Below are 20,343 nucleotides of genomic sequence, written 5' to 3' on the forward strand. Positions count from 1 at the left end.
GTCCCCGCTGCATTTGGCTTCATCCGCAGCACAAGCACCCGCCCCGATGGCTCATCCCGTAGCTGCCCGCGGATTCATCCTGCGTGCGTGACGAGTCGCCTGCAACCGTCGGCGCGCCGATCACGACGCGCGTCGCAGCCGTTCCGCATCGTGGACAGAGGGCCGGATCGTCGCGTTCGGCGATGCGGCGAACCGCTTCGAAAGCGCCGCAGTCGGTGCACTCGTAATCGTAGACTGGCATGGTGTTGGAGCAAAAAGACAAGCGAATGCTCGATGATACGCGCGGCGCCGGGCGATCCGCCGTCAGCGCGCAATAAGCGACTCATGTAAAATCCGCTCCTTCGCAGTCGATTTATCGCGTCGCCGTGTGGTTCCCCTCGCGACGCCAGTCCTTCGCATTCCCCGCTTCGCCTCAACAGTTCCCGGACATCTCATGGAAGTTCTCACCGCCGAAACCGGCCGGTTTTCGGACCTGCGCAGCAATGTGCTCGCGGGCCTCACGTCCGCGTTCGCGCTGGTTCCCGAGTGCATCGCCTTCGCGCTCGTCGCGCAACTGAACCCGCTGATGGGCCTTTACGGCGCATTCTTCATCTGCACGATCGCGGCGCTCTTCGGCGGCCGTCCGGGCATGATTTCGGGCGCGGCCGGATCGATGGCGGTGGTCATCGTCGCGCTGGTCGTGCAGCACGGCGTGCAATATCTGCTCGCGACCGTCCTCCTCGGCGGCGCGCTGATGATCCTGTTCGGACTGCTGCGGCTCGGCAAGCTGATCCGCATGGTGCCGCATCCCGTGATGCTCGGCTTCGTGAACGGCCTCGCGATCATCATCGCGATGGCGCAACTCGAGCACTTCAAGGAGACGACGCCCGCCGGCGTCGCCTGGCTTCACGGCGACGCGCTCTGGCTGATGTGCGGCCTCGTCGCGCTGACGATGTGCATCGTCTACCTGCTGCCGCGCCTCACGAAGGCGGTGCCGCCCGCGCTCGTCGCGATCGTGGGCGTCGGCGTGTTCGCGCAACTGCTGCACCTGCCGGCGCGAACGCTCGGCGACATGGCGCACATCGCGGGCGGCCTGCCGACATTCGCGATCCCGACCGTGCCTTTCAACCTCGAGACGCTCTCCATCGTGCTGCCCTACGCGGTGCTGATGTCGGTCGTCGGACTACTGGAAACGCTGCTCACCCTCAACCTCACCGACGAGCTGACCGAAACCCGCGGCCAGCCGAACCGTGAATGCATCGCGCTCGGCGCCGCCAATGTCGTGTCGGGTTTGTTCGGCGCGATGGGCGGCTGCGCGATGATCGGCCAGACGATGATCAACCTGAGTTCCGGCGGACGCTCGCGCCTGTCCGGCGTGACGAGCGGCGTGATGATCCTGCTCTTCATCCTGTTCTTCTCGCCGCTGATCGAGCGCATTCCGCTCGCGGCGCTCGTCGGCGTGATGTTCGTCGTGGCGCAGCAGACGTTCGCCTGGGGTTCGCTGCGCGCGTTGAACAAGGTGCCGCGCAATGATGCGCTCGTGATCGTTGCCGTCACGACGATCACGGTGTTCACCGACCTGGCGATCGCGGTCCTGTGCGGCGTCGTGATCGCGGCTCTGAATTTCGCCTGGCAGCACGCGGGCGAAATCCGCAGCGACACGAAAGACGAGCCGGGCGGGAGGACCTACGTTCCGCATGGCACGCTCTTCTTCGCATCGAGCGCGCATTTTCAGGGCCTGTTCGATCCGCTGAACGATCCGCAGCACGTGACGATCGATTGCAGTCACCTGCGTTTCGCCGATCACTCCGCCATCGCGGCGGTCGAAGCCATCAACGAGCGTTATGAAAAGGCCGGCAAGCAGTTGACGCTCACGAACCTGTCCGTGCGCTGCCAGCGGATGCTGCAACGCGCCCGCGTGGGGCTCGCGCTCGATTGAGCGCGTCGCGTGCGTAAGGGCCGATGCGAGCCCGCTTCCTCGCGGCGGCGGCGCGCTGAGCGAAAGCTGCTGCAATAGCCGATAACACCTCGAAAGGACTTCGCGAACACGAACGTTGCTTGCCGCTTTGCACCGTGCGAGTGTGCCCGAACATGACGATGCGCGATCAATCGATTGCGCCATGTGAGCCAACCCTCGATAAACGCACCGTCAAGCCATGCAAGCACGTCTTCGTATCCGTTCCCGTTTCGCCGCGCTCAAGAGCGCGCTCGCCGTTGCCCCCGTCGCTTTCCTGGCGCTCGCCACGCCGATGCACGCATTCGCAGAAGACCTTCCGGACGTGTGCACCGCGCTCAAGGCAATCGTCGCGGCGAAGTCCTTCAGCACGCTCGACGCCGCGCATCCGCTGATGCCCGCCGGCGCGCCCGGACAGGGCACCTGCCGCGCGAGCGCGCATGCCTACGATTGCCGCTGGCAGGCGCACTGGGGCGCGGACGGTATCGTCGCCGATCCGCTGCAGGAACTCGGTGCCGATATCGCCGCGTGTTTTCCGGACGTGAGGCACGACGTCAACACGGCGACTCGCCAGCACTTCGTGATTCACGCGAACGACGAAGGCGGCACCCGCGCCGCGCGCCCTGTCGCGCTGACGGCGACGATCGACGGCCCGAACGCGCTTCGCCTTCGCGTCGTGCGCTGAAGTTCCCGGCGATGCGTCCGATGAATCGTGCGAAGTTCGCGGCGGCGTGTGTGTCGATCGTGGGCGCAAACCTGCTCTCGGGCTGCGCGTGGACGCTCATCTCGGCCGCCGATGCCGCCGGCTCGCTCGTGCAGGCGGGCTTCACGGTGGCATCGAACTATTCGTCGCCATCGTTTGTCACGGGCACGCCCGCGACGCTGCGCTCGGTCTGCATCGAACTGAACCAGACCGTCAACGCGAGCGACTTCGTGCCGACCTTGCAACTCGCGTTGCAGCGGCGCGGCGTGAACTCGATGGTCTACAACCCGGGCACGTCGCCGCCCGGCTGCGAAGCCATGCTCGTGTATGCCGCGACCACCGACTGGGACCGCCGCGCGTTCAGCGACGAACCGACCTCGTATCTCGCCGCCATCGACCTCACGCTTGTCAAGCAAGGCCAGATTCTGGTGACGGCGCGCTACCAGACGCGTGGACTGAACGTCGACCGCTTCGCGAGCGCGCGCCAGAAGCTCGCTGCGCTCGTCGACAAGATGGTGGTCGCGCGGGCGGACTAGCAGGCCGCGCGCTTACCGGCCTTGCTTCGAGGCTTGCTTCCCCGCTTGTTTCGCCGCTTCCTTCCCGAGCCTTACTTCGGCCAGTGGCAGCGCGCAGGCGCTGCTATCTTCCCCTCGTTGTTGCTTCAATATCGATCCCTCTTCGGTCCGCCCGGGTCTTCCCGGGACGGGCCGTCTTTTTATCTGCGCGGCGTTTCTGTTCTTCAGAGCACGAGTCTCGCCCGCAGCATCTCGATGTCCGCCTGCGCGATGGCGAGGCCTTTCACCAGATAGTCCGTCAGCGTGCCGAAGCTCTGCTGCATCTGATCGAACGCGGCTTCGAGCGTTGCGCTTTGCGCGCGAAAGAGCGGCGCGACGTTGGCTGTATCGGTGCCGATGCGTGCCGCATGCGCATCGATGCGCAACTGGATCGCCGCGGCCGCGACGCTATTGGTCAGCAGATAGTCCTGGACGATCACGTCGAGCGGCACGCCCGCGATCGCAAGCAACAGCGCGGCGGCCCATCCGGTGCGGTCCTTGCCGGTCGCGCCGTGAATGATCTGCGGCCCCGCCGTGAATGATCTGCGGCCCCGCCGTGTTGGCGAGGCGCGTGAAGACGACACCGAGATGCGCACGCGCGGTGGCATCGATCACGAGACGGCGCTGCGCCTCGGTCATCCATGCGCTGGCGGCGGCTGCGCTGGCGGGCGCGGCTGAAGCGAAGTCGAACGGTGCGATGTCGGCGAGATCGCGCGTCGCGCCGGAAGGCACGCGGTCCGGCGCGAGCGATGCCTCGTTCAGCGTGCGCAGGTTGTGAACCGCCTGGATCTGCAGGCGGTTCAGCGTGGCGGCATCGTTGTCGTCGGGCGCGAGCGTGCCCGAGCGATAGAACACGCCGCGCCGCAGGCGACGGCCATCGGCGGTGGGATAGCCGTCCGCATCGCCTGCGAGGTCGCGGAAGTTTTCGACCGAAGCGAGACGCGGCGTGTCGATTGCCTGCGTGTTGTCGTTCGCACCGCCGCATGCCGCGAGCAGGCTCGTGCCGAAGCCGCCGGCCACCGCGGATGCGAGCGCGGAACGGGTGCCGCCGCGCAGGAAGGCGCGGCGCGTAAGCGGTGCGTCGCGCAGGAAAAGTGGGAGCATGTGTTGATCGATGTTGTTATCGGATCGGCAATCGCTTCAGGCAATCGCATCACGCAATCGCTTCAGGCCAGCTCGGGCACGGGCGCTTCATGGCGCGCGGTGGTGGCGGGCATCGCGATGCGCACGAGCAGTCCGCCGCCCGCCGCGTTCCGCACTTCGCAGCGGCCGCCATGCTCGCCCGCAAGCCGGCCCACGATGGCAAGGCCGAGCCCGCAATGACCGTCGCCACTGCGTGCCGGATCGAGCCGCACGAACGGCTTCAGCGCTTCCTCGATGCGGTCCGCGGGAATGCCCGGCCCGTGATCGCGCACTTCGACGATCCATTCGCCCGCGCGCCGCGCGGTGCGGATTTCGACCGGCGGCTCGCCGTGTTCGAGCGCGTTGTCGACGAGATTCGTCATCAGCCGGTCGATGAACGTGCGCGGCAGGCGAAACGCATCGCCCGCTTCGAGCGTTAGCGCGAAGAGCGTCGCGTCGCTGTCCTCCGGCAACGAGAACTGCTCGGCGAGAAACGCATCGACGCCGACTTCCGGTCCGTGCGAGGGCGAGCGCGCCGCGAACTCAAGGAATTGCTGGACGATGCGCGTGAGCGAGTCGATGTCGCGCATGAAGTGACTGCGCTCGGCGTCGTCGTCGACGAGCATGCTCGTGCGCAGCTTGAGCCTGGTCAGCGGCGCCTTCAGGTCGTGCGCGATGCCCGCGAGCATCACGGCCTTGTCGTCATCGGCGTCGCTGATCGTGCGCATCATCTGGTTGAAGGCGCCGATCAGGTCGCGCAATTCGCGCGGCCCGTTCTCGCCGACCGGCATCGGCCGTTCGCCCGCGCCGAAGCGGCGGGCCGCCTGCGCGACGCGCGACAGCGGCCGCTGCAACTGCCACGTCGCGAAGAGCGAGAGGATCACGGCGCCGACGAGCATCGCGATCGATTCCATCATGAAGGGCGGTGCCGGCGGCAGGTCGATCGGCGTGACGATCCAGTTGCTGCTCGTCGGATAGCGCACCCAGAGGCGCGGCTGGTGTTCCTTGCCGCCGTCGACCGCGAGCTGCGTGCCCGGCGGCAGGTCGCCCGCGAGCTGGCGTGCGAGCGGCGCGAGCGGCGTCTTCGCGGGATCGCGCAACTCGACCGATGCGGGCATGTTCCACACCGGCACGAGATGGACGCGCATCGCGCGCGAGAGGCGGCCGCCGAGCGTCGCGTCGCTGTTGGCCGCCTCGATCACGAGCAACAGGCCGCGCGCATAACCATCGGCATCGTGCAGCGGACGCTCGATCGCGAGGATCGTGAACCAGCCCGCCTGCACCACGACGAGCACGGTCACGGAGATCAGCGCCATCCGCCCGAACAGCGAATTGAACGGGCGGCACAGGGACTTTCGCAGGTTCATCGGGATGGCGCGTCCGTGACGAAGGCGGCGCCGTCGGCGTCCGGCACGAACACATAGCCCTGGCCGCGCACCGTCTGGATGTGGCGCGGATTCGACGGATCGTCCTCGACGATGCGGCGCAGGCGCCAGATGGGCACATCCAGCCCGCGGTCGCGAAACGCGAGGTCGTCGCTGTGTACCAGATTGTGAATCAGCACGCGCGAGAGCACCTTGTACGGGTGCTTGATGAACACCTTCAGCAACGCGAACTCGCTGTCGCGCAATGGCATGCGCTCGTCGCCTGCCATCAGCGAGCGCGTCACGAAGTCGACTTCGAAGCGGCCGAACCGCTCGCGCGCGCGGGGCTCCGGCTTGCTCGCGACGGGCGCGCGGCGGCGCAGCACCGTTTCGATCCGCGCGAGCAGCTCGCGCGGATCGAAGGGTTTCGCGAGATAGTCGTCCGCACCGGCTTCGAGGCCGCTCACCTTGTCGGTCACGCTGCCGCACGCGGTGACGAAGATCACGGGGATGTCGTCGCCGGCGGCGCGTAACTGACGCAGCGTCTGCAACCCGTCCGTGTCCGGCATCATGATGTCGAGCACGACGATGGACGGCCGCTCGAGTTCGAGCCGCCGGCGCAGGCCGCGGCCGTCGTGCAGAACCGACACGTCGAAGCCGCGTGTTCTCAGGAAGCGGCACAGCAGGTCGCGCACCACGGGGTCGTCGTCGACGATCAGAACCGATGTAGTCATCCCGAAATTTTATTACCGCATCTCGAAATTGATGACGTTTGGCGGCGGGGAACGCATTACCGAATCTTACGGAGTCTTGTGGAAAGAGCTTGCGCGCTTCGTCCGGCGACGAAAATAGCACTTGTCTCAGGCGGTAAAAACTACGGCCGGCCCGCGTGGCGCGGGTGCCGGCGTGTGCGCGCATGCACGCGAGGCGAGACGGGCGCAGTAAGAATCGGAAAGCGACTCGCTATCGCGGAAAGATCGCGATGCGTCTTAAAATGAATCGCATGACTCAACAAGTGCTGATCGTCGATGACGACCCCGTGGTGCGCGACCTCGTTCGCGAATACCTGCAATCCCACGGCTTCGCGGTGTCCGTGCTGCATGATGGCGCGGGCCTCAAGCGCCGCATTGAAGCCGAGCGGCCGTCCCTTGTCGTGCTGGACGTGATGATGCCCGAGCGCGATGGTATCAGCGCGTTGCGCGAGTTGCGCGAGTTGCGCGACGGCGGCGAGGATATCCCCGTGATTTTTCTGACCGCGCGCGCGCTGATGTGGTCGATCGCGTGATCGGACTGGAACTGGGTGCCGACGACTACCTCGCGAAGCCGTTCGATCCGCGCGAACTGGTGGCGCGGATTCGATCGGTGATGCGGCGCCGACATGCGGCTGTGCCGGGCGCGCCGGAGAATCGTCCGCCGTATCGCTTCGGACCATTCGAAGTGGACTTCGCTGCGCGCGAATTGCGCCGCGCAGGCGAGCGGGTGCCGCTGCGTTCCGGCGAGTTTGCCACGCTCAAGATCTTCGTGAAGAACGAGATGGTGGTGCTCACGCGATCGCAACTGAACGAGAAGCTGCGCGGGCAGGCAGGCTCGTATCGCGACCGGAGTCTCGACGTCTCGATCTGGCGGCTGCGGCGGCTGCTCGAAACCGATCCGTCGGAGCCGCGGTATGTGCAGACCGTGTGGGGTCAGGGGTACATCTTTGTGCCCCACGGTGAGACGGGTGCCGCTGAGCGCATCGTGCGGGGGGCATGCTGATGGGGCATGCATTGGGGGGTGTTCACACCGTTTGATGTTTCTGGGCTTCTATGGAACTTGTTTTCTTTGTGGTCTATTAGCTCTGCCCCTGTGCGGGGCGGCAGTCACTTTCTTTGCTGCTGCAAAGAAAGTAACCAAAGAAAGCAGCTTTTTCAGGCAGCAGTCTTAGGACGGCAACGCACCAGCAATACCGAGTGGCCCAGCGCCTAAGTGTCGCCCTCAAAAGACCGAGGGGCTTGGTGCGCGGCACGCACTGTGTCATCGCGCAGTGAACAAGTTGGCACAGCAGTCATTCATCCGTTTTCGCTTCGCTGGACGAAAGGTGCATTAGTCGTGCGGTTGAGGGTCGCGGTCGAGCTTGCAATCCGCTGGTTTTCGGTTGTGCCCGTCGTCCGAGCGAAGCGCGGACGGACCGGAACGGAGCGCATACCGCTCCGTGAGAGACTCAGAGGTGTCAGTGCGTGCGCGCGCCAAGCCCGGTGGTCGTTTGAGGGCGACACTTAGGGGCTGGGCCACTCGGTACTGCTAGGGTGGTCACGTCCTAATACCGTTGGCCCCCTAGCTGCTTTCTTTGCTTACTTTCTTTGCAGCAGCAAAGAAAGTAAGTCCCGCCCCGGACAGGGGCAGAGCTAATAGACCGATAAGAAAGCAAGTTCCATAGAAGCCCAGAAACATCAAACGGTGTTGCAGACCAACCGCCCCAAGCGCCACGTACAACCGCGCGCCAGCTAAAAAGTCAGCACGCTCAGAAAGAGCCGCTGCAGCCAGCCCATCGTAGTGGAATCGGCAAGCATGCCGACGCCTGCCTGCTCGATGCGCGCATTGGCGACCTTGTTCGACGGCACATAATTGCCCGCCTCGATGTCCTTCGGGTTCACGATGCCCGAGAGTCGCAGGCGGTCGTTGTTGCCACTCATCGCGATGACCTTGTCTCCAGCGACGATCAGGTTGCCGCTCGGCAGCGTGCCGATCACCGACACCGCGAGAGTCCCGTTCATCGCGCTCACGTTCTTCGTGTTGCCCTCGCCCTTGAACGTCGTGTTCGCCGAGCCGATGTTGAACAGGCGCGCGAGCCGCGCCGCCGCGCCAGTCGACTTGTCGGCGGCTTCCGCGCTGATGCTGCTCGCGCGACTCGCGGCGGCGTCGGCGGAACTGCTGCCTTCGTAGTTCTCCGAGAGCCGGATGGTCAGCACGTCGCCGACGCGCTGCGCACGCGGCGTTTCATAGAGCGAGAGCGAGCTGCTCGCCTGAAAGATCGCGCCCTGCGTGTTCACGTTGACCGGCTGCGCGACCACCGGCGCGAACGTCGGCATCTCGACGATGGAGCGTGGCGGCGAAGACGTGCAGGCGCTCGCCGCAAGGGACGCGCAAAGGACGAGGATTCGGTTGCATCGGATCATGTCGGTGAGAATGAGGTTCGGTCGCGAGGTCATGGCGCACTCAGCGATGCGGTGGCGGAGCGCCATCGGTTCATCACGTCGCGCAGGTACGCTTCGTGATCCTTCAGGCGATAGATCACGCGGCCCGCCGTGGCGACACCGTTCGTATCCAGCGTGATCGAACTGGAGGCGTTCTCCCACACGCGCTTCGATGCGCCGTGTTCGCGCTCGATGCGGCTCGCGCCGTACTTCGACGTGAGCGCATCGGTGAGATCGGCGAACACGGCGGCATCGACGACGAACGACATGCGATAGAGCCGCGGCGAGGCCTCGCCCGGCATCGCGAGAAAACGCAGGATGTGATCGCGCGCCGGCGTGCCGTCGACCACCGCTTGCCACGCATGCCAGCCGTCGTCGGCGCGATGCGCCCACTTGCACGCGATCGACAGGCTTTCCGCATTACGCAGGCTCATGCCGAGCGCGGCGGCTTCGGAGTCGGTCTCGCAGATCGCGACGCTTCCCGCGGGCGTCGCGCGCGCGGCCTCGTGGCTGCGGAATGCGTCGATGGAGATGCCGAGCGGCAGGCCGCGAAATTCGTACGGCTTCTGCGCGGCAGCCACCGACGGCATGAGCGTGCAGGCAGCGAACGCGCAGGCGATGAGAGTCGTGTTGAAGGCGAACATGGATTCACACGCTCAGTCGATGGCGTTCGCGCAGACGTCGAACGGCGACGCTGCCGCATGGCCGACCACGGGAACAATCTTCAGCGTCGCGGATGTCAGCCGGCAGGGAAGGGCGGCGAGCGCGCAACCGTCGAGCGTCAGCGTGCAGGCGATCAGGGCGCCGCCGAGCGCGGCGCGAAAGGTATATCGGGCGAGCATCGGCGGATCAGGCCGTGGTGTCGATGGTCGTGCCGAGATGCGAAGGCAGCGAGCGGCTGGGTGTCGCCGGAGTGGCGGGCGTCTTTGTCGATTGCGTCGATGCCGCGCCGGACGTGCCGGAGTTGCGCTGAAGAGGCAGGGTGCGCGCGGTCGATTGCGGCGCGTGGTTGCCGATCGGATTGCTGACGGTCATGGCGATGTTCCGTGAAGAGTTGTCGACTGGATCGAAGCGCGCGGTGGCGTCTTCGATGCATGAATCTTCACGTAGGGACCGTCTTGCCGATGGTGCGAGAAACGCGCGGTTTCCGGGGGTTCTTACTTGCCGTTACCGCATGTGAGAGATGGTGAAACAGACGGGCGCCTCACCCCTCCTTCGACACCATCCAGCCCACGCCGCGCACGTTCCTGATCGCGTCGCTGCCCAGTTTCTTGCGCAGCGAATAGATGATGAATTCGACCGCGTTGCTCTCCACTTCCTCGTTCCAACCGTAGATGCGGTCTTCGAGTTCGGCGCGCGAGAGGATCGCGCCGGGCCGGATCATGAGCGCCTGCAGGAGCGAGAACTCGCGGCCGGAGAGCCGCGTGGCCTGACCGTCGACAATCGCCTCGCGCGTCGCCGGATCGAGCGAGAGCGCGCCGTTCGTCATAACGGGCGCCGCCTGCCCGCCGCGCCGCCGCATCACCGCGCGCATGCGTGCGAGCAACTCGGTCATCTCGAACGGCTTGAGCACGTAATCGTCGGCGCCGCCGTCGAGGCCGCGCACGCGGTCTTCCACCGTGTCGCGCGCCGTGATCACGACGAGCGGCACCGGATTCATCGAAGCGCGCACCGTATGCAGCACGTCGAGACCGTCACGCTTCGGCAAGCCGAGGTCGAGCAGTACCACGTCGTACACCTGCGTCTCGATGCTCGCGAGCGCGGTCTGTCCGTCGCAAACCCAGTCGACAGCGTAGCTCGCGTCCCTCAGCACGCTCGCCACGGCCTCTCCGATCATCAGGTCGTCCTCGACCAGCAATACCCTCATCGCGCCGCTCCGCTTGTTCATGATCGCCACGCCCGAGAATAGCGCACCGGTTGCGAGCGCGTCATCGCGACACCCATCCGCGCCGGATGAGCGGCGCAAATACCGGCCGGTAAATGGCCGTCGCCACGCGCAGCACCGGCTCTGCGAACCAGCGCCCGGTGGCCGCCGCGAGCCCCGCGGCCGCGCTCGCGACGAGCGCCGCGCCGACCATGTCAAAGGGGAAATGCACGCCGAGATAGATGCGCGACCACGCGATCGGCAGGCCGAGGAGCCCAAGCAGGGCGCCGGCTCGGCGCGTGCGGGCATGCAGCATGAGACTCGCTGCCACGGCGCAGAGGAACGTGAGATGGTCGCTCGGCAGCGAGGGGTCCGCGATGTGCGGCATCAGGTAGGTGCCGAGCCCGATCATGAACGGTCGCGGATGAGGCCAAAGCAGCACGACGATCTGCGCAAAGAACAGGGCAGCGAGCGCCGCAGCGCTCGCTTCGATCAGACCGCGCCGCAATGAGTCGTTGCCGCGCAGCCAGCCGATGACGAGCCCGAGCGGCACGAGCCAGATCGCGTAGTCGGCGAACACGAACGCGGCTGTCACTGCATAGGGGTTCGGATGGGCCGGCGCGTTGATCAGGAGGAACAGCGATTGATTGAGTGATTCCATGAGCGTCCAGATGCGGATATTTATTTGCGACCGTAACGAGGAAGACTTAGCGGATACCGAGGAAGCTTCAGAGCGGCATGCGGCGCGGGATCGCGGCGGGTTCGCGAAGACCGCGCGCCTTGACCGCCCGCCATGCGGCGATGGCGATGCACCCCCAGGTGATTTCGCATATCCGCCGCGCGTGTGCCGGCATGAGACGCATGGCTCATGCCGGCACACGCGCGGCGGCGCGCGCCTTGTGGCCGAAGATGTCGGCGAAACCGCCCTGCATTGCGCCGCTCGCGGCGAGCGCCTCCGCGACCGCCGGCGAGCGCAGGGCCGCGAGTTCGTCGGCGTGCCGGTAGCCGCGCATCGACGACGTGAGTTCGCCCGTGCCGGGGCTCGCCGGATGGCAGTAGATCTCCAGCACGCCATCCGGTTGCTGCGCGAGCACCGCGAGCAACGCGGCCTCGTCCATGCGGCCAGTCAGTGAAAGGCCGGCGACACGATCGTTATGGTCGATGCCCGCGCGCGCCATGCGCGCTTTCGCGAGTGCGATCCACGGACGCAGACCGATCGAGCCGTGGAGTTCGTTTGGCAGGCGCATCGCACGCATGCCGAACTCGCGGCCGATCTCGAGAATGAGCGCAAGCACGGTCGGATGCAGATGAAAATGCTTGTGCGTGTTGACGTGATCGAGCGCGAGGCCGGTCGCGGCGAAGGTTTCGAACTGCGCGCGGATTTCCGCCGCGAGTTGCGCGCGCACACGCGGCAGGCAGAAGAAGCGCAGACCGTCCAGCGCCATTGACGAGCCGAAGCGGCCCTCGCGGTCGACGAGATCGGGAATCGCGCGATGCGGCAGCGTCGCGCGGCCGTCCGCGAGGACGATGTGCAAGCCGACACGCAGTCTCGGCAACTCGTGCGCGCACGCGATCGCGCCTTGCGCGGCGGGTGCGCCGACCATCAGGCTCGCGGCGGACAGCACACCGTCGCGATGCGCGAGCACGACCGCTTCGTTCACCCGCGCGTGCAGGCCGAAGTCGTCGGCGGTGACGATCACGCCGCGCACGCTCACGCCTCGTGCGTGCGCGTGAAGCGGAAGAACTCGAACGACGGAACCTGCAGGAACAGTGTCTTCATGACGGAACTCTTTGTGGTGAGAAGGGATTCATCGGCTATCCGGAAGGTCGGACGCGTCTGGGTCGGGGCGCAAATGCGGCTTGCTCGCGGTGCGCGCGCTGTCGACCGGCACGCGCGCACCGCGCCATGACACGCTGCTGCCGAACGCAGCCGCGAACCATTGCAGCCAGAGAAGGGCGTCGCGCAGCGGCAGGAGCGGCAGGTCGCGCCAGAAGCCGCGCCAGCTGCGCGCGCTGCGCCAGTGCAGCAGAAGACGCGCGCTCAGGCCGAGCGACGTGCTGAGGTCAACGATCGTGTCGACGTACGAATGCTCGATATTGCCGCCGCTCGCATCGATGCCGACGCCGAGCAGGCCGCTCGCGACGAGCCACGGCGATGTGAACGTGACGAACAGGAACGCGAAGCCGATCGGATTGACGGAGCGGATCGTGCGCAGCCAGCGCGTCTCGCGGCGCCAGAGCGAAGCGAAGTCGCGTTCGGTCACGTCGGTCGCGACCACCACGTCGGAGAGCACGACCGCGAGGCCCAGGTCGCGCACGCGTTCGGCGAGGCGGTAGTCGTCGGCAAGACAGTCGCGCAGCGCGTGAAAGCCGCCGCTCGCCGCGAGCGTGTCGCGTGTGAGCGCGAGCGTCGCGCCGAAGCCGAAACTGCGCGAACCCGCCGCGTGCGCAATGTGGACCGAGGGCACGAACCATTCGTCGATGAAGAGCGCGCCGATCCGCGCCCAGAAGCCGCCGACGCGCCGCGCCCGATAGAGGCACGTGACGATGCCGACCTCGCGCTCGAAAAGCGGCGCGGTGACGCGCGTGAGATAGTCGGGCTCGACGGCGATGTCGCTGTCGGCGATGACGAGCAGGTTGTGCCGCGCGTGTGCCGCAAGGTTGATGAGGTTGCCGACCTTGCGGTTGCTGCCGTGATGCGAGCCATCGACCACGAGCTGGATGTCGAGATGCGGATAGGCGCTTCGCAGGCGCGCGACGACCGCCACGGCCGGATCGCTCGCCGACGCCACGCCAAACAGCAGTTGATACGACGGATGGGTCTGCACGCAGAAGGTCTCGAGGTTTTGCACGAGGCGCGGTTCGGCGCCGCACAGCGGCTTGAGCACGCTGATCGCTGCGGTCCTCGACAGGCGAAGCGCTTCACGGGTCCCGCCGACGGTTTCGCGCACGGCGGGACGCACGAGCGACGCTACGGCCACGTAGCAGGTCGCGATGCAGCACAGGCCGATGAGCACCCATTCCGCGAAGGGCAGCGACGGCGCCATCATGAAGCTTTCCGCCTCGCCGGATCCGCATTCTTCTGCTTACGACTGACTGCGAGCGTTGCTGTCGGCATGCTGTCGATCACGGCGGCTCCCCTTGCATTGCGGTTTGGTCGGACTTCGTGACAGCGCTGCATTGCCACGGTCGCGAGGCCGCGGCACATGGCGCGGATTTCGCAAAGTCGAAAGGCTGCCTCGCCCATGCTTAAGGAACACTTAAGCGCACAACCGCAATGCACTCCGGGCAACGCCGTGTGCAGACAAAAAAAAGCCCGGCTTTCGCCGGGCTGAAGAGAACGGTCACGATTCCGAGGCCGTGGCCGTCCGCGTGGGGGTGTCGCTTCGAAGCGCGTCGTCGAAGACAAAGCGCCTCCGCGGAATCTACTCTGACCGGCCAGACTTAGATCAGACTTAGATCAGACTTAGGCCACACTCCGATTGAACCGCCGTGAGGGAAAGCCCCTATCCCTTGGCGGCCGCCTTACTTTGCGCCGCACTCCGGTTCAGTTCGATGTGCAGTTGCACAAGCCAGTCCTGGCTGCACGTCGAGGCGATGACAGGCTCGTGACTCGCGAGTTGACGCGACGATTCGGCAGCATCGAACGCACGGCGCGCCCGGCGCCTGACGAGCATCGCGATTACCGCCGCGCCGCCCAGCGCGGCAATCCGCGCGGCAGGCAGGCTCATGTAGTCTGACCGGCCGAGGAGCGCGGCCACGATCAGGCACACGGCATCCGACAGCGCCACCGCGAGCGCGAACAGCACCAGGTTCGCGCGGATCGCGACGGAAGTGAGCACTTGCATGGTTCTCTCCTGAACGGCGCATGACGCACGGTTAGCGCCATGGTGCGGGTGCGTACCTTAGGAGACCCTTAAGCGCACGATGGCAAGACCGCAGCGTTATGTATTGGGGCGCATCAGCAGCCGGAGGAGCACAGGCAGCACGAGCAGCACGAGCGGCAACTGCACGATCAGACCCGAGATGATCGCGATGGCAAGCGGCTGCTGCATCGCGGAGCCCTGGCCGAGCGCGAACGCGAGGGGCAACAGCGCGAGAATCGCGGCGATGGTCGTCATGGCGATGGGGCGCAGGCGGTTGCGTCCCGCCTCGATCAGCGCGCGCTCGAATGGAACGCCCTCCTCGCGCGTCAAGCCATTCAGTTCTGACACATAGAAGATCGCCACTTCAGTCACGATGCCGATGATCATCGTCATGCCCATCATCGCGGAGATGTTCAGTTCGATGCCCGTCAGCCACAGGCCGATGAACACCGCGCCGGTCGCGAAGAGCGGCATGGCGAGCACGGCGAGCGCGAAGCGAAAGCGTTCGTAAAGGAAGAGCAGCAGGCCGAAAACGAGCGCGACCGCCGCGCCGAACACGCTCATCAGCCCTTTGAAAGCGATCTGCTGCTGTTGATAGAGACCGCCGAGCTCGTAGTACACGCCGTTCGGCAGGAGGCCTGCGGTGCCGAGCGCCTTCTGCACATCGGAGATGGTCGAGCCGAGATCGCGTCCGTCGATGCGTGCCGTCACCGCCACCATGCGCTTGAGATTGTCGCGGGCGATCTCCGACTGGCCGCTCACCGCGACGCGCTCGGCGACGCGCTTGAGCGCGAACAGATGCCCGTCCGGCGCGCGAATCTGCAACTCGCCGAGTTGCGTGTCGGTCAATTTCATTGCGCCCGCGACGCGTACCCGCACGCCGACCGTCTTCGGCCCGGTCTGGAACTGCGCCGCCACACTGCCCTCGATCATGTCCGACACCGCTTGCGCGATCGCCTGCGGGTCCATGCCTTCGGCGGCCGCCGCGTCCGGGCGGATGTGCAGTTCGAGCGCGTCGCCGGCCGGATTGATGCCGTCGTTCACGTCGACCACGCCCTGAATCCTGCCGATGGCGGCGGCCACCTTGCGCGCAGTGGCATCGAGCGTCGTCTGGTCGTCGGAATAGATCTTGATCTGGACCGGTTGCGGCACGGCGGTCAGGTCGCCGATCAGGTCCTCCATCAGTTGCGCGAGTTCCACGCTGACTCCGGGCACCTGCGTTTCGACCTTCGAGCGGATTTCCTCCATCACGGTTTCGATCGGCTCGCGATTGCCCGATTTGAGCCGCACGAAGAAGTCGCCCTTGTTCGGCTCGTTGAGGTCGCCGCCGAGCCCCGCGCCCGTGCGGCGCGAATACGTCGCAACGTTCGGGTTCGCGCTCACGATCGTCTCGATCTGTTTCATGAGCCGGTCCGTCTCGCTGACGGACGTGCCCGGCTCCGTGTGATAGTCGAGCACGAAGCCGCCTTCGTCCATCGTCGGCATGAAGCCGCTGCCCACGCGCATGAACGCGATCGCCGCGACCACCGCGAGCGGCACGAGCCCGACCAGCACGAGCCACGGCCGCGCGCTCACGCGCTCGACGAGCGACCCGTAGCGCGTGTTCATCCATGCGGCGAGGCGCGTCTCGCGATGCTCCTCCGCATCGCGCGGCTTGAGCCAGCGGTCGCACAGGATCGGGACCGCGAGCCAGGTCACGAGGAACGAGATGAAGAGCGCGCTTGCCATCGTCACGGAGAGCGCCTTGAAGAACGCGCCTGTCACGCCCGAAAGAAACGCGAGCGGCACGAAGATGATGAGCGTCGCCGCCGACGACCCCGCAAGTGGCCGCGTGAACTCCAGTGCCGCCGACATCACGCGTCCGTGAAACGCTTTCGCGCCGCCTTCGCGCATGCGCCGCACGATATGCTCGATCATCACGATGGCATCGTCGATCACGAGGCCGACCGCCGCCGCCATGCCGCCGAGGGTCATGATGTTGAAGCCCATGCCGAAGACATCGAGCAGGAGGATCGTCGCGGCCATCACCACCGGCACGAGTGCGACCGCGATTGCCGTGATCTTCCAGTTGCGCAGGAACGCGAAGAGCGTGAAGGCCGCGAGCACGACGCCGATCATGATCGCGTCGCGCACGCTCGTCGCCGACGCGATCACGAGTTCGCTCTGGTCGTACCAATTGGAGAGATGCACGACCGCCGGTATCTGATGCTGGAAGTCGGTGAGCTTCGCGCGGATCGCCTTCGCCATCGCGACGCTGTTCGCACCCGGCTGTTGATAGATGTTCACGAGCACAGCGTCCTGGCCGTCGGCGGTCACGCGCATCCATTGCGGCACGACGCCTTTTTGCACCGTCGCGATGTCGGCGAGCCGTACCTGCGTCGTGCCGTTCGCCTGCACGACCACGTTCTTCAGTTCGTCGATGCGCGTGATCGTCGTGTTCGCGATCACGAGATAGAGCTTGTAGTGATCCTCGATGCGGCCCGTTGCCATCAGCACATTGCTCGCGCCGATCGCCTTCGAAACATCGGCGAGCGAGAGCTTGTAGGCCGCGAGCCGCGCGGGATCGATGGCGACTTGGAACTCGTCCTCGGCGCCGCCCGTCACGTCCACGCGTGCAACCCCTTCGACCGATGACAAGAGCGGCCGCATCTGGAATTGCGCGAGGTCATGCAGCGCGGAAAGCGTTTGCTGTTTCGACGTGAGGCTATAGGCAAGCACCGGGAACACGGTCGGGTCCATGCGACGAACCTGCATCGACGCGCCCTGCGGCAGCGTGCCGAGTATCTCGCCGATGGCCGACTGCGCCTGCAGCGTGGCCTGCGCCATGTCGGTGCCCCAGTCGAAGTTGATCGAGATCTCGGCGGCGCCGCGGCTTGTTTTCGATTCGACATCGCGTACGTTCGGCACGCGCCGCAGCGCTTCCTCGACCGGCATCGTCACGAGCGTCGTCATCTGCTCGGCGGGACGGTCGCCGGCATCTAGCGAGACCACCGCGCGCGGAAACGCGACGTTCGGAAAGAGCGAAATCGGCAGGCGGAACGCGGTGAGCGCGCCCGCGATGGCCGACAGCGCGATCACGAACAGCAGCGAGCGCCGGTGCGCCTGCATCCATTGACCAAAATTCATTTGGCGGCGCCCCCTGCGGGCTGCACCGTCATGCCGTCCTTCAACTCGTAGTTGCCGGTGACGACGAGCGGCTGCGATGCGTCGAGCGGGCCTTCCACACCGTAGCGCGCGCCGTCCTCGGTCTTCGTCGTCACGTTCACGCGGCGAGCCTTCTTCGCAGGCGTGACCTGGAACACGTAAGTGCTCTTGTCGTCCTTCAGCACGGCCGCGCGCGGCACGATCCAGTGCGTGCTACTCGAGGTCGCGATGTCGGCGGCGACGCGCGTGCCGGGAATGAACGCGGTCGAACCGAGCGGCACGTTCGCCCCGACATCGACGAGTTGCGTCTGCGGATCGATCGATGCGCCGACCAGCACGACGCGGCCCTGGACCGCCTCGTTCGCGAGCGCCGTCGAGAGGCCGTGCAGCGTGACGGTGTCGCCCGGCTGGATCGCGGCGGCATCGGCGGGTTCGATGCCGAGCGTCACGTTGCCGCGCTTGTCGCTACCGGTGCCAGAAGCGACGAGCTGCAGGATCGGCGCGCCGGCCTGCACCTGATCGCCGGTGTTCGCCTGCACCTGCAACACGACGCCGTCGGCCGGTGCCGCAATCGTCTTGCTGCCGTTCGTGACGCCGGTCTTCTCCTGTGCCGCGAAGGCCTGATGCGCATCGAGCGCGGCCTTCTTCGCGGCCGCGCGTTGCGATGCTGTGGCGAGGCCCTTGTCGTAGAGCGATTGCGTGCGGGCCAGCTCGCCGTCGGCGAGCGTGGCCGCGCTTTTCGCCTGCGTGGCGGCGAGCGCCGCGGCGGGATCGGCCTCGACGATGAAGAGCGGCGCTCCTCGCATGACCGTCTGCCCGGCCTGCACGCGCATCTGCACGATGCGCGCGACGTAGGGCAGGTTGATCGTGGTGAGATTCGCCGCCGACGCCGCGACGACGCCATAGGCGCGCACGGGCTGGGCGATCGCATCGCGATGGACGGCGGCGGTCGTCACGGCGACGGTCGCATCGTCGGCCCGGGCGCTCGGCATCGCGAGCACCATGAGGGAGATGACGAGCGAGAGGCGGTTATTTCGCATGGGCATCGATGAAGGTCTGGTCGGAGAGGAAGGCATCGGGGATTGCGCCGCCGAGAATCGCCTGCAAGCCCACGCGCTGTTCAGCGAGCGACTCGGCGAGCGTCGCGATGTCGACGCGGCGCGTGAGCGCGGCCGCCTGCGCGTCCGTGTAGGCACCGAGCGCGAGGTCGTGCTGGCCGTAGGCTTCGCGTGCGTGAAGCGCGGCCTGTTCCGCCTCGGGCAGCGCAGATTCGGTCTGAGCGAGCTGGCGCGCGAGGATCGCGGCGTCCGCGCGCAGGTGTGCGACGTCGGCGTACGCCTGGTTGAGCCGTGTCTGGTATTCGTCGCGCATGCGCGCGCGCGTCGCCGATTCGATCGCGACGTTGCCGCGATTGCGGTTGAAGATCGGCAGACTCAGGCTGATCTGGAAGCCCGTGGTGTAGATGTTCGACGTGTCGCGCGCGCGGTTGAAGCCGACCGTGAGGCTCGGAAACTGGCTCATGATCGCCGCGCGATACTTCTGCTCCTGCGCCTCGTAGCCCGCCTGCAGCGCGAGCAGGTCCGGGCGGCGCTTCGGCAAAGAGGCGAGCGCGGCTTCGACTGGCGCGTCGTCGGGCGCCGAAGCTTCGCCGTCGATGCCGCCCACGAGTTTCAGCGTCATCTCCGGCGCGACGCCGAGGAGCGCGTTGAGATCGTGATGCGTCTGCTCGGCGGCGCGCTCGGCATCGGTGTATTGCTTGCGCGCGTCGCTATATGCGGTGAGCGCTGCGCTAAGCGAGTCTTCGGTCAGGTTGCCATCGCGCTGCGCTTCGGCCATGCGTTCATAGCGCGTGCGCGAAAGGTCGCGCCGCTGTTGCACGAGCGGCAGCGTGGTCTCCTGAAGCCTCGCCTTCAGGAACAGCTGCTTCGCCTGCGCGATGACCTGCCACTCCTGCCAGAGCAGGCCGAGGTCGGTCTTCACGACCGTCGCATCGGCCGATGCCTGGTTCGCTCCGCGCGTGACGATCGCCATCACGTCCATGCTCAAGCCATAATTGAACGCGCGGGTCGTGCCTTCGGCGCCGGGATAGTCGCTCGATATCGCGACTTGCGGATCGGGCAGGAGGCCCGCCGAGAACGCCTGCGCACGCGCGATGCCAAGATCGCCGCGTGCGAGCTTCAGGTCGGGATCGTTGGCGACGGCGAGCATCGCGACTTCCTCAATGTCGAGTCCATCCGACGGATCGAAGCGATGCGCGGCAAGCTCGGGCAGCGGCATTGTCGCGGGATCGATGCGGATGCGTTCGAGCGATTCGAGCGACGTGGACGTGTCGCGCGGCGAAAGCGGCTCGCGCCGGTACCATGTGCAACTCGCGAGCATCGAAAGGCACGCGGCCATGACGGCGAAAAAACGCAGGCGCTCAAGCTTTGGGCGAGGGTGCAAGCAGGGCTCCGTGGAGATAATCGATTACATGCATGCGGCAAACGGATGGCACGCACGTCGAGGAGCGACCGATTCTATGGAGCACGAGCTTAAGGAACGCTTAAGTAAGGCTTAAGCTTGCGGGCAGGACAATCGGCGTTCTTACAGGGCCGCAGCGGCCAAAAAATGCGGAGAAAAC

20 protein-coding genes and 1 pseudogene are annotated in these 20,343 nt (G+C 66.2%); 4 read left to right on the plus strand and 17 right to left on the minus strand.

The window, feature by feature from the left end:
* Nucleotides 1–19: 19 nt before the first annotated feature.
* A complete protein-coding gene (locus AWB81_RS20405; protein WP_062638368.1) occupies nucleotides 20–241 on the minus strand; it encodes an FmdB family zinc ribbon protein in 222 nt (73 codons plus the stop codon).
* A 192-nt stretch (nucleotides 242–433) separates the two neighbouring features.
* Here AWB81_RS20405 and AWB81_RS20410 point away from each other — a divergent pair, with 192 nt between their 5' ends.
* From AWB81_RS20410 to AWB81_RS20420, 3 genes are all read left to right on the plus strand, one after another.
* Nucleotides 434–1,918 (plus strand): SulP family inorganic anion transporter, encoded by a 1,485-nt coding sequence (locus AWB81_RS20410; protein ID WP_062638369.1) that lies wholly within the window; start codon nucleotides 434–436, stop codon nucleotides 1,916–1,918.
* A gap of 217 nt (nucleotides 1,919–2,135) precedes the next feature.
* A complete protein-coding gene (locus tag AWB81_RS20415) occupies nucleotides 2,136–2,618 on the plus strand; it encodes a hypothetical protein (RefSeq protein ID WP_062638370.1) in 483 nt (160 codons plus the stop codon).
* A gap of 20 nt (nucleotides 2,619–2,638) precedes the next feature.
* Nucleotides 2,639–3,172 (plus strand): hypothetical protein, encoded by a 534-nt coding sequence (locus tag AWB81_RS20420; protein WP_062638429.1) that lies wholly within the window; start codon nucleotides 2,639–2,641, stop codon nucleotides 3,170–3,172.
* 203 nt (nucleotides 3,173–3,375) lie between these two features.
* Here the strand turns inward: AWB81_RS20420 and AWB81_RS46895 are convergent, their stop codons facing one another.
* The 4 genes from AWB81_RS46895 to AWB81_RS20435 all read right to left on the minus strand — a co-directional run bounded on the left by AWB81_RS46895 (nucleotide 3,376) and on the right by AWB81_RS20435 (nucleotide 6,410).
* The gene (locus tag AWB81_RS46895) at nucleotides 3,376–3,642 is read right to left on the minus strand and encodes a tyrosine-protein phosphatase (RefSeq protein ID WP_374730500.1); all 267 of its coding nucleotides are present in this window, start codon (nucleotides 3,640–3,642) and stop codon (nucleotides 3,376–3,378) included.
* Complete coding sequence (locus tag AWB81_RS20425; protein ID WP_235025844.1) at nucleotides 3,599–4,294, minus strand: tyrosine-protein phosphatase; 696 nt, start codon at nucleotides 4,292–4,294, stop codon at nucleotides 3,599–3,601. Before AWB81_RS20425 ends, AWB81_RS46895 begins: the two co-directional genes overlap by 44 nt.
* Nucleotides 4,295–4,356: 62 nt before the next feature.
* The gene (locus tag AWB81_RS20430) at nucleotides 4,357–5,679 is read right to left on the minus strand and encodes an ATP-binding protein (RefSeq protein WP_062638371.1); all 1,323 of its coding nucleotides are present in this window, start codon (nucleotides 5,677–5,679) and stop codon (nucleotides 4,357–4,359) included.
* Nucleotides 5,676–6,410 (minus strand): response regulator, encoded by a 735-nt coding sequence (locus AWB81_RS20435; RefSeq protein WP_062638372.1) that lies wholly within the window; start codon nucleotides 6,408–6,410, stop codon nucleotides 5,676–5,678. Before AWB81_RS20435 ends, AWB81_RS20430 begins: the two co-directional genes overlap by 4 nt.
* A 269-nt stretch (nucleotides 6,411–6,679) precedes the next feature.
* Between AWB81_RS20435 and AWB81_RS20440 the strand changes: the two are divergent.
* Nucleotides 6,680–7,431, plus strand: a pseudogene (locus AWB81_RS20440) (response regulator).
* Between the two features lie 728 nt (nucleotides 7,432–8,159).
* Here the strand turns inward: AWB81_RS20440 and AWB81_RS20445 are convergent.
* The 12 genes from AWB81_RS20445 to AWB81_RS20500 form a co-directional block, all read right to left on the minus strand.
* Nucleotides 8,160–8,831 (minus strand): flagellar basal body L-ring protein FlgH, encoded by a 672-nt coding sequence (locus AWB81_RS20445; RefSeq protein WP_087135088.1) that lies wholly within the window; start codon nucleotides 8,829–8,831, stop codon nucleotides 8,160–8,162.
* Nucleotides 8,832–8,860: 29 nt separating this feature from the next.
* Nucleotides 8,861–9,493 carry a hypothetical protein gene (locus AWB81_RS20450; protein ID WP_062638373.1) on the minus strand — a complete coding sequence of 211 codons (633 nt, stop codon included), beginning with the start codon at nucleotides 9,491–9,493 and terminating at the stop codon, nucleotides 8,861–8,863.
* A gap of 12 nt (nucleotides 9,494–9,505) precedes the next feature.
* The gene (locus AWB81_RS20455; protein WP_062638374.1) at nucleotides 9,506–9,691 is read right to left on the minus strand and encodes a DUF6726 family protein; all 186 of its coding nucleotides are present in this window, start codon (nucleotides 9,689–9,691) and stop codon (nucleotides 9,506–9,508) included.
* 7 nt (nucleotides 9,692–9,698) lie between these two features.
* Nucleotides 9,699–9,884 carry a hypothetical protein gene (locus AWB81_RS20460; protein ID WP_062638375.1) on the minus strand — a complete coding sequence of 62 codons (186 nt, stop codon included), beginning with the start codon at nucleotides 9,882–9,884 and terminating at the stop codon, nucleotides 9,699–9,701.
* Nucleotides 9,885–10,053: 169 nt separating this feature from the next.
* Complete coding sequence (locus AWB81_RS20465; protein WP_062638431.1) at nucleotides 10,054–10,716, minus strand: response regulator transcription factor; 663 nt, start codon at nucleotides 10,714–10,716, stop codon at nucleotides 10,054–10,056.
* Nucleotides 10,717–10,777: 61 nt separating this feature from the next.
* Entirely contained in the window at nucleotides 10,778–11,374 is a 597-nt protein-coding gene (locus AWB81_RS20470) for a phosphatase PAP2 family protein (protein ID WP_062638376.1), read from the minus strand.
* A gap of 205 nt (nucleotides 11,375–11,579) precedes the next feature.
* Nucleotides 11,580–12,422, minus strand: coding sequence for a hopanoid biosynthesis-associated protein HpnK (gene hpnK, locus AWB81_RS20475; RefSeq protein WP_062638432.1), 843 nt, complete (start codon nucleotides 12,420–12,422; stop codon nucleotides 11,580–11,582).
* 99 nt (nucleotides 12,423–12,521) lie between these two features.
* Complete coding sequence (gene hpnI, locus AWB81_RS20480; protein WP_062638377.1) at nucleotides 12,522–13,763, minus strand: bacteriohopanetetrol glucosamine biosynthesis glycosyltransferase HpnI; 1,242 nt, start codon at nucleotides 13,761–13,763, stop codon at nucleotides 12,522–12,524.
* A gap of 456 nt (nucleotides 13,764–14,219) precedes the next feature.
* A complete protein-coding gene (locus AWB81_RS20485; protein WP_062638378.1) occupies nucleotides 14,220–14,561 on the minus strand; it encodes a hypothetical protein in 342 nt (113 codons plus the stop codon).
* 96 nt (nucleotides 14,562–14,657) lie between these two features.
* Entirely contained in the window at nucleotides 14,658–17,705 is a 3,048-nt protein-coding gene (locus AWB81_RS20490; protein ID WP_062638379.1) for an efflux RND transporter permease subunit, read from the minus strand.
* On the minus strand, nucleotides 17,702–18,763 hold the full coding sequence (locus AWB81_RS20495; RefSeq protein ID WP_235025845.1) for an efflux RND transporter periplasmic adaptor subunit: 1,062 nt from the start codon (nucleotides 18,761–18,763) through the stop codon (nucleotides 17,702–17,704). The genes AWB81_RS20490 and AWB81_RS20495 overlap by 4 nt, the downstream gene beginning before the upstream one ends.
* The gene (locus tag AWB81_RS20500) at nucleotides 18,753–20,165 is read right to left on the minus strand and encodes a TolC family protein (protein ID WP_327372381.1); all 1,413 of its coding nucleotides are present in this window, start codon (nucleotides 20,163–20,165) and stop codon (nucleotides 18,753–18,755) included. The genes AWB81_RS20495 and AWB81_RS20500 overlap by 11 nt, the downstream gene beginning before the upstream one ends.
* Between the last annotated feature and the right edge of the window lie 178 nt (nucleotides 20,166–20,343).

The sequence above is a fragment of the Caballeronia arationis genome (genome assembly GCF_001544975.2).
In the GTDB taxonomy this organism is placed as follows: Bacteria; Pseudomonadota; Gammaproteobacteria; order Burkholderiales; family Burkholderiaceae; genus Caballeronia; species Caballeronia arationis.